6 protein-coding genes and 1 tRNA gene are annotated in these 8171 nt (G+C 66.4%); 4 read left to right on the top strand and 3 right to left on the bottom strand.

The window, feature by feature from the left end; all coding sequences use genetic code 11:
• Positions 1-375 precede the first annotated feature (375 nt).
• Positions 376-1830 carry a lysine--tRNA ligase gene (lysS, locus tag NBW77_RS15510; protein ID WP_250279920.1) on the top strand — a complete coding sequence of 485 codons (1455 nt, stop codon included), beginning with the start codon at positions 376-378 and terminating at the stop codon, positions 1828-1830.
• Positions 1831-1923: 93 nt separating this feature from the next.
• Here lysS and NBW77_RS15505 read toward each other — a convergent pair.
• A tRNA-Thr gene (locus NBW77_RS15505) sits at positions 1924-1999 on the bottom strand.
• A 273-nt stretch (positions 2000-2272) separates the two neighbouring features.
• On the bottom strand, positions 2273-3034 hold the full coding sequence (locus NBW77_RS15500) for a FadR/GntR family transcriptional regulator (protein WP_131749082.1): 762 nt from the start codon (positions 3032-3034) through the stop codon (positions 2273-2275).
• A 457-nt stretch (positions 3035-3491) separates the two neighbouring features.
• Here NBW77_RS15500 and NBW77_RS15495 point away from each other — a divergent pair, with 457 nt between their 5' ends.
• Positions 3492-3986, top strand: coding sequence for a MarR family winged helix-turn-helix transcriptional regulator (locus tag NBW77_RS15495; RefSeq protein ID WP_131749084.1), 495 nt, complete (start codon positions 3492-3494; stop codon positions 3984-3986).
• Positions 3987-4037: 51 nt separating this feature from the next.
• Here NBW77_RS15495 and rlmB read toward each other — a convergent pair whose 3' ends face one another.
• Complete coding sequence (rlmB, locus tag NBW77_RS15490; protein ID WP_131749086.1) at positions 4038-5270, bottom strand: 23S rRNA (guanosine(2251)-2'-O)-methyltransferase RlmB; 1233 nt, start codon at positions 5268-5270, stop codon at positions 4038-4040.
• A 287-nt stretch (positions 5271-5557) separates the two neighbouring features.
• Between rlmB and NBW77_RS15485 the strand changes: the two genes are divergently transcribed.
• Together NBW77_RS15485 and NBW77_RS15480 are read left to right on the top strand one after the other, a co-directional pair.
• Positions 5558-6994: a GlnX family signal transduction membrane protein gene (locus tag NBW77_RS15485; RefSeq protein WP_165486326.1), complete on the top strand. Its 1437-nt coding sequence runs from the start codon at positions 5558-5560 to the stop codon at positions 6992-6994.
• Positions 6991-7977, top strand: coding sequence for a glutamate ABC transporter substrate-binding protein (locus NBW77_RS15480; RefSeq protein WP_165486327.1), 987 nt, complete (start codon positions 6991-6993; stop codon positions 7975-7977). The genes NBW77_RS15485 and NBW77_RS15480 overlap by 4 nt, the downstream gene beginning before the upstream one ends.
• Positions 7978-8171: the final 194 nt, after the last annotated feature.

Below are 8171 nucleotides of genomic sequence, written 5' to 3'. Positions count from 1 at the left end.
CCTGGGCAAAGGTGCCCGTTCATGTACGAACGTCCGGCACGGGCGCCGCCCCGTCAGCCTCGATGACGACTCTACGCTACCACTGAATACCATCCGGATCTTACCAGCCCAAGCTTCCGGATACGCGACCACTGCCGGATGCGTTCACATCCGCGATCGACCGGCATCCGATCCTGGTGATCGTCGACGGGGTGGACTTCCCAAGTGGGCCAGGTACTCGGCGGCCGCCGTGCCCCGGTCGGTACGCCTGGTCGGTACGCTGGGATGGCCGTCAGATGGATGGCGGTCCGTTCACCTGGCCCGCTTGGTGAGATGTGCGCGAACGCCACCCTCGTGACCGCCTAGCTGCCGTCTCGTTCAAGAGGGTGTGTGTTGATGTCAACGGAGGAGTTCGGGGCGACGGGGCCCCGGTCCAGCTACCGTACCGACTCGGTGGCTACCGACGCCAAGGGTGCACCCGACGGGACGGACGTCCGTCTCGCCGGCCGTGTCGTCCTCTGGCGTCGGATGGGTGGACTGATCTTCGGGCATCTCCAGGACCGCAGCGGGCGCGTGCAGATTTCTCTGTCCAGAGACGAACTGGGCGCAGAAGTCGTCAAGGAGTGGTCCCGGGCAGTGAAGATCGGCGACTTCATCGGGGTCGCCGGCAGCCTCTATACCACCCGCCGCGGCGAGCGGACGGTAGCGGTTTCCGAACTGACCGTGTTGAATCGGACAGCTCGCGCCTTGCCGGACAAGTGGCAGGGCCTCTCGAACGTCGAGGCCCGCTACCGTCGCCGCTACCTCGACCTGTTGGTGAACCCCGAGTCACGGGAACGGTTCCAGACCAGAACGAAGATCATCCAAAAGATCCGCCGGTTCCTCGACGAGAACGACTTTCTCGAAGTCGAGACACCGATTCTACAGGAGGCGGCATCCGGCGCGGCCGCGCGACCGTTCGTGACCCGGCACAACGCTCTAGGTGAGGACTTCTACCTACGGATCTCGCCGGAAACGCTACTCAAGCGCGTCGTTGTCGGCTCTCTCGACCGCGTCTACGAACTGGGCCGAAACTTCCGCAACGAAGGCATGGACTCCTCGCACCTCCAGGAGTTCACGATGCTGGAGTGGTACGCGGCCTACTGGGACTACCGCGACAACATGACCTTCGTCCGGGAACTGGTCCTCACCGTGCTCGACGAGGTCCTCGGCACGCGTACGGTCACCTATAACGGTGTGAAGCTGGATTTCGGCGCCGACTGGCCGGAACTGGACTACCGGACCGAGGTCGCCCGTCGAACCGGTATCGATCTCACCGTCGTACGTGATCTGCCGACGCTGCGGGAGCGGGTCGTGGGGCTCGGGTTGGACGTGGAGAACGCAGTATCTTATGCGGGGCTCGTCGATCTGCTGTACAAGAAGACGGTCCGGCCCGGACTCATCCAGCCGTGTTTCCTCGTCCATCACCCGGCGGAGCTGGTCCCGCTTGCCCGGCGCAGCGACTCCGACCCGACCCGCCTGGACATGTTCCAGGTAGTGGTGAACGGCTGGGAGATCGTCAAGGCGTATTCGGAGCTGGTCGACCCGGTCGAGCAGCGGCTACGGCTGGAGGAGCAGGCCGTGCTGCGCGAGGCCGGTGACGACGAGACGATGATGATGGAGGAGGACTTCATCGAGGCGATGGAGTACGGGATGCCGCCGATGTCCGGCCTCGGTCTCGGCATCGACCGGTTCATCGCCCTGCTCACCGACGCGCCCACCCTCCGCGATGTCGTCCTCTTCCCCGCCATGCGTGGTGCCAGGAAGGGACAGACCGGCCCGAATGACGAAAGCGACACGGACGTGGACTGAGTCCTTGCCTCGGCGGTCGGGTACACCGCCGGGTACATAACGATCGCCTCGGGGTAGCGCCACGGCCAAACCCGAGGTCAGAGCCCTGTTCCGTGGAGCCGGCGAGGGGACTCGAACCCCTAACCGCTCGATTACAAGTCGAGTGCGCTGCCAGTTGCGCCACGCCGGCCGGTCGGTGAACCTCTCCAGCCTAGGGCATCAGCGGTCGATCTTACTCATCCGGATCGTCACTGGGGCGCAACCAGCCAGGTTGCGAGCCGATCCACCCGCCACCCCCTCTCATGATCGTAATCTGGGTGCGGGCCGCCACCGGGCGGCCCGACCGGGGTCCGGCGGCGGCCCGAGGGCGGATCGGATCCCCACAATCCCGTCCGAGAGTCCGTCCAACGGGTCTACCACAGAACGGGTCTCATCCCGGTAGAAAGAGACCACGATCCACCGTTCAGGAATAGAGCTCGAGCCTCGGGCCCAGGCTCCGGCTGGTCGCCCAGAACTCTCCGCCAACCGTACCGTGGGCTGCCCAGAAATCGGCCGCGCCCTCGGCGTCACGGTTCTCAATCAGCTCCGTCAGATGCTCGTAACGAGCAATTGATTGCTCTATGAACTCGCGCCCCTCGTCCTCGGAGACGTTACGCAGAACAGACTCGTACTGATGCTGGAGCAATGAGGAGACGAGTTGCACCAGCAACATCATGGTTCTGTTGTGGGAGGAACGGACGACCAGGACGTGAAACTCGGCCGCGCGACGGACGAAGTCGAGAACATTACGCGAGTCGCCGGCAATCTTCAGACAGTCCCGCATTTCCTGTAGGTCCGACCCGGTACGGCGTTTCGCAGCGAGCGCCACAACTCCCGGCTCCATGACCGCGCGGGCCTCGACCAGGTCGTTGATGGAGGTTCCCTGCATCTGCAACCGCAGGCCGGTCCGTCGCGCGAGAACGCCGATGTCCGGCACCTGGACGAGCGGCCCCCGATGGGATCCACGCCGCAGACTGATCAACGACTCGGACTCAAGGATGCGCAATGCCTCCCGCATTGTCGGCCGCGCGACACCGTAAATGTCCATCAACTCGGTTTCCGACGGTAGGTGGTCGCCCGGCCTGACCTCACCGCGCGCAACCTTACCCCGTAGGTCGTCGGCCACCATCTCGGAAAACTTGCTGAACTTCGTTACACGCCCACGCCCGGGCGTACTGGCGTCCACCTGACCCGCCTCCTCGACAAAGCGTGAAAAGCCATGCTAACGGCAGTGGATGAAAACGACCGTTACCGACTTCCTGTGAGGCCGCACACCTCATGTGAGCCCAGGCACACCAATACCCGTTCACGACCAACCACAGTATGGTTCTGACAAACGGTCGACCACAGCAGTCAGAAACGCAGCGGTCCCCTCGCAGTCCGACCCGAAAGGGAACATGAACTGGCGAGACCTCGACCTTCGAGGGAAACCCGGCGATCGGTAGTCACCTGGCTGCCGGTATTGACCGGTGCCCGGGTGCGCGGCAGGACACATCACCGCATCCACGCATCCACCACGGAAACGGCACTGTCGGTTGGGAATCGGTAGGGAGTATTAGGGTCCCGTCAGGCGGTGTTGACAGGCTGCCGAGCCGAAGACGGCTCGATCATGTTCTGGCGAGGCGTGAGGAGGAGAACACAAAATGGCCTGGGACGAAGCACCCCCCTCCACCGTGACCCGCCTCGGACATTCGATCAAACGGGCTGAACAGGCGCTTATCCGCGAGAAGACCCGGGCACTGCGCGATGTCGGGCTGTCCGTCCCGCAGTACACGGCACTGTTCACCCTTGCCGAGTCACCCGGTCTTTCCGGCGCCCAGCTTGCCCGCCGCTGCATGGTCACCCCGCAGTCGATGGCAAGCCTGCTGCTCACGTTGGAGTCAAAGGGTCTGATCGTTCGCGAGCAGTCGGGCGTCCACGCGAAGGTTTTCCAGAGCCAGCTGACCCGGGCAGGCTGGACGCTGCTACACCGGGCCGACACGTTGGCGCTCGCGGTCGAGCAGCGCCTCTCCGACGTGTTCACCCCGGGCGAGCTGGAGGAGTTCCGTTCCCTGCTCGAACGGGCCGTCGCCATTCTCGACGACGAGACCGGACAGTCCGTGGCCACGGCGACATCACGGTGGTCGCAACAGTTCTAGCGATGGTCACAACAGCTCCGGTAGAAGCTCCAGCGGGCCATCAGCGGGTGGCTACGGTCTCCCGTCCACACGGCGGCGGCGAGCGATCTCCGCCAGCACCACGCCGGCGGCGACCCCGGCGTTGAGGGACTCGACATCACCGATCATCGGGATCCGCACGGTCAGGTCGCACCGCTCCCCGACGAGCCTGGACAGGCCTCGTCCCTCCGAACCGACGACCAGCACCAGCGGATCAGCGGTCATTTCAAGATTGTCTATGCTGACCTCTCCGTCCGCGGCCAGCCCGACCACGAAAAGGCCGGCATCCGCCCAGCTCGTCAGCGTCCGAGCCAGGTTCGTCGCCCGCGCCACCGGTAGCCGGGCCGCGGCGCCCGCGGAGGTCTTCCACGCCGCCGCGGTCACACCGGCCGCCCGCCGTGTGGGCACGACCACACCATGCGCACCGAACGCGGCAGCCGAACGGATGACCGCCCCGAGGTTGCGCGGGTCGGTCACCCCGTCCAGCGCCACCAGCAGTCCGGGCGGCGCGGCCTGCACACGGGCCAGCAGGTCATCGGGATGGGCGTAGCGGAACGGGGGCACCACCAATGCCAGCCCCTGGTGCGGCGCGGAACCGCACATCCGGTCCAGCTCGCCCCGGGCAACATCCGCGACGGCCACACCGACGCGGGGAGCGAGACGGCGAGCCTCGTCCAGACGTTCGTCGTACTCGGTTCCGCCCGCCACGTAGAGGGTCGATGCCGGAACGCCGGCACGCAGCGCCTCGACAACCGGATTACGGCCGACCACCAGCTCGTCGACCTCGCCCCGGTCGTCGCGCTCCGGTCGTCCGGACCGCCCCGTCCGGGCCTGCCCCGTCCGGGCCGGGCCGCCGGCGCGGCCACGCTGCGGCGCCCGGTCGCCGCGGATGCCTTCGCCGCGGGTGCCTTCGCCGCGGGTGCCTTCCGCTCGTCTCCAACCACCGGCGGAAGCCGGACGCGGACCTCGTGGCGTCCGCTCACCTTCATCACGAGCGCCGTCGCGACGCCCGTTGTCGCCCCCGGTGGTGCGGGGGTCGGCGGGGCGCTGTGCCTCGGCGGCTGCCGCCGCGACAGCCCGGCGCTGCGCGGGGTGCCCGGGTCTCATCTGCGCCGGCGGGGTGGCTCCGCGTCCCTCCAGGCTCTTTCTGCGCTGCCCGCCGCTGCCGGCCGAGGCGCCCTTGCGATGCGAGCCGGCCTTGGCCGCGCGGCCGCCCTGACCGCCACGCGCCACCCCGCCGCCGCCACGCCGCTGTTGACCGGCCATCAGGCGGACTGACCGGAACGCGGCCCGAAGGGACCGGAGAACAAGGCAGGGGAGAACATCTTCACACGATATACGGGAAGGACCCGCGGACGCGGACAGGCGTGAACCGTGCACACCCGGTACCTCACCGCCAGCCGCGATGGCACTATGGTCGGACCGTGACGGCCAACACACCCCCAGGGGCAACCGCCCGAACACCTACAGCCGTCAACCCGCAATCATCGATTCCTCCGGCCGAGACTGCCGCGCCCGGTTCGATCAGGGCGTCCGACTCCTTGGGACGTCCGGTGACAGCGCAACCAGTGACATCACGATCAGTAACGACACCGCCGGCGACAACGCCACCGGTACCGTCGCCACGTCTCGACATTCGCGCTCTTTCCCGCGAGCTGCCGCGGCGGGCACGCAACGCCGTGGCCGTCACCCCCGGCCGGCTCCGGCTGTACTCGTTGAGCCTTACCGGGCTGCTTGCCCTTCTCGGGACCGCGCTGTTCGCCACCACGCTGATCCGACTGGACGCGCTGAACACCATCCGTAACCAGGCTGGCAGATCCATCGTGGATGCACAGCGGGTACACGCCGCACTGTCGGACGCCGATGCCACCGCCGCCGCCGAGTTCTTCGCGCCGGTCACGGTGCTCACGAGCAACGGAACCCCGGCCGACGAACGCGCCATCCATGACAGGAACCTGCGGACAGCCGCCGGTTACGACACGAGCATCGCCACCGCGGCCGAGACCATCCAGGAACTGACCCGGCTGAATCTCGACGCGACAGCCGAGAAACAACTGGCCGTACTGGCTCGGCAACTGCCGGTGTATACCGGACTTGTCGAGCGTGCCCGGGACAACAACCGCGCCGGGAACTCCAGCGGCGAGGGATACCTCAGAAAAGGTTCACAGGTCATGTGGCAGCAGATCCTGCCGGCCGCGGACAGAATTACCGCCCTCAACGCCGACCGCCTCGACCACGCCTACCAGGACGCGACCAGCGGCACGGACGAGGACCTTCTGATCCTTGCCTTCACGGTGACCGCCGCCGGACTGGCCGCCACCCAGCTGATGTTGTTCAGACGCACGAAACGGATTCTCAACCTCCCGCTGGTCGCTGCCAGTGCCTGTGTCCTGATCGGGGTCGGATGGTCTGCGACGGCCTTCTCCACCCAGCAGGCCCGCCTTGCCGACGCCCGCGACGCCAGTTACACGCCGATGACCCTGCTCGCCCAGTCCAGGGTTTTCGCGCTTCGCGCCCGGGTTGACGAGAGCCTGTCCCTCATCGCCTTCGGGAACGACGCGCAGCCGGATGCCGACTTCACCACCGCGATCAATCAGCTCGGGTTCGAGAAAGACGGAGGACAACTGCCCGAGGGATCGCTTGTACAGGCGATCGCGTTGGACGGCCCGGACGTCAGAGCCCGTCCCGGAATCAGGAACGACCTGCAGGAATGGCTCGCCATTCACCATGCCGTCACCGAATCGCTGGCCACCCCGGACAAGCTGAAAGACGCCGTGACGACATCTCTCGGGCGGGGCACCGAAACATTCGACCGCCTGGACAGGGCGCTGGACGGCGCCGTGACGGACAGTCAGAACCGTTTCACCCGGCAGGTATCGGATGCCGCCGAACCGCTGCACCCGCTGCCGGCTGTCGTGGTGATCACTACGATCGTGGCGATCGGGCTCGGCCTCGCCGGCATCCAACGCCGCATCAACGAGTACCGATGACCGGCCACCGGTCCCGCCGAATCCGCCGTGCGGGCATTCTGCTCGCCTGCACCGCGCTGATCCTGACCGCCTGCGGCACCACACGCAGCCCGTTGCCGTTCAACCCCGCTCCACGGCCGGCGGAGAACGCCTCACCCACCCCGCAGGCCAGCACCCAGCAGCCGAATCGCAACTGTACGGATCCCCGTAGGAGCCTGCGCCCCCACGGACCGCTGCCCACCCCGGGAAACATACCGGCCGGCGTCCTCCCGGCGGCGGTCCTGAAGAACAGGTACCTCCGGGTCGGCGTTCCCACCGATGCCGTACTGCTCGGCGCGATGAACTGGAACACCCTCCAGCTGGAGGGCTTTGACATCGACATGGCAAAACAGGTGGCCAAGGCAATTTTCGGTACCGATGAGGGCCGGATCCAGTTCCGGGCGGTGACCACCGATGGCCGCATCCCCGCTCTGGAAAACGACGATGTCGATCTCGTCGTCGCCACCATGACCATAACCTGCGACCGCTGGCAGAAGGTGGACTTCTCGTCCGTCTACTACGAGTCGGGCCAGAAACTCCTCGTCCAGCAGGACGCGGGCTTCGCGGGGATCGCGGATCTCGCCGGCCGGAAGATATGCGCCGCAAGCGGCAGCACGTCACTGCGGACCATCACAAGACTGGTACCCACCGCGATACGAGTTGAGGTCCCCAACGCGACCGACTGTCTGGTGGATCTCCAGCGGGGCCAGATCGACGGGATCTCGACCGACGACGTCATCCTTGCGGGAATGGCCGAGCAGGACCCCACGACCGTGATCGTGGGGTCAAAACTCAGCGATGAACCGTACGGCATGGCGGTGAAGGCGGGAAACGAGGAGTTCGTCCGCTTCATCAACGCCGCTCTCGAAAAGATGAGAACGGACGGCACCTGGAAGAAGATCTACCAGCGTTGGCTCGGTAAACTCGGCGACGCCAGCCCTCCCACCGCGACCTATCAGGACTAGGACCGGGTCAGGCAACGTTGGCCGTGCTTCCCGGAGCGGACACGCGGCCGTGTCTGTCCGCAAGCCGACAGCGGTGTGGGCACTCCTCATACCTCGCGCCGCCCGGCACCCGCACTATGGTCGGACCGTGACGGCTGACACATCTCGGGCGGCAATCAGTCGAACGCATCAGACCGTCAACATCCCCAGCCCAT

The organism is Frankia sp. Cppng1_Ct_nod (genome assembly GCF_920656135.1).
Classification (GTDB): Bacteria; Actinomycetota; Actinomycetes; order Frankiales; family Frankiaceae; genus Protofrankia; species Protofrankia meridionalis.
This window is presented reverse-complemented; position numbering and strand designations above follow the sequence as displayed.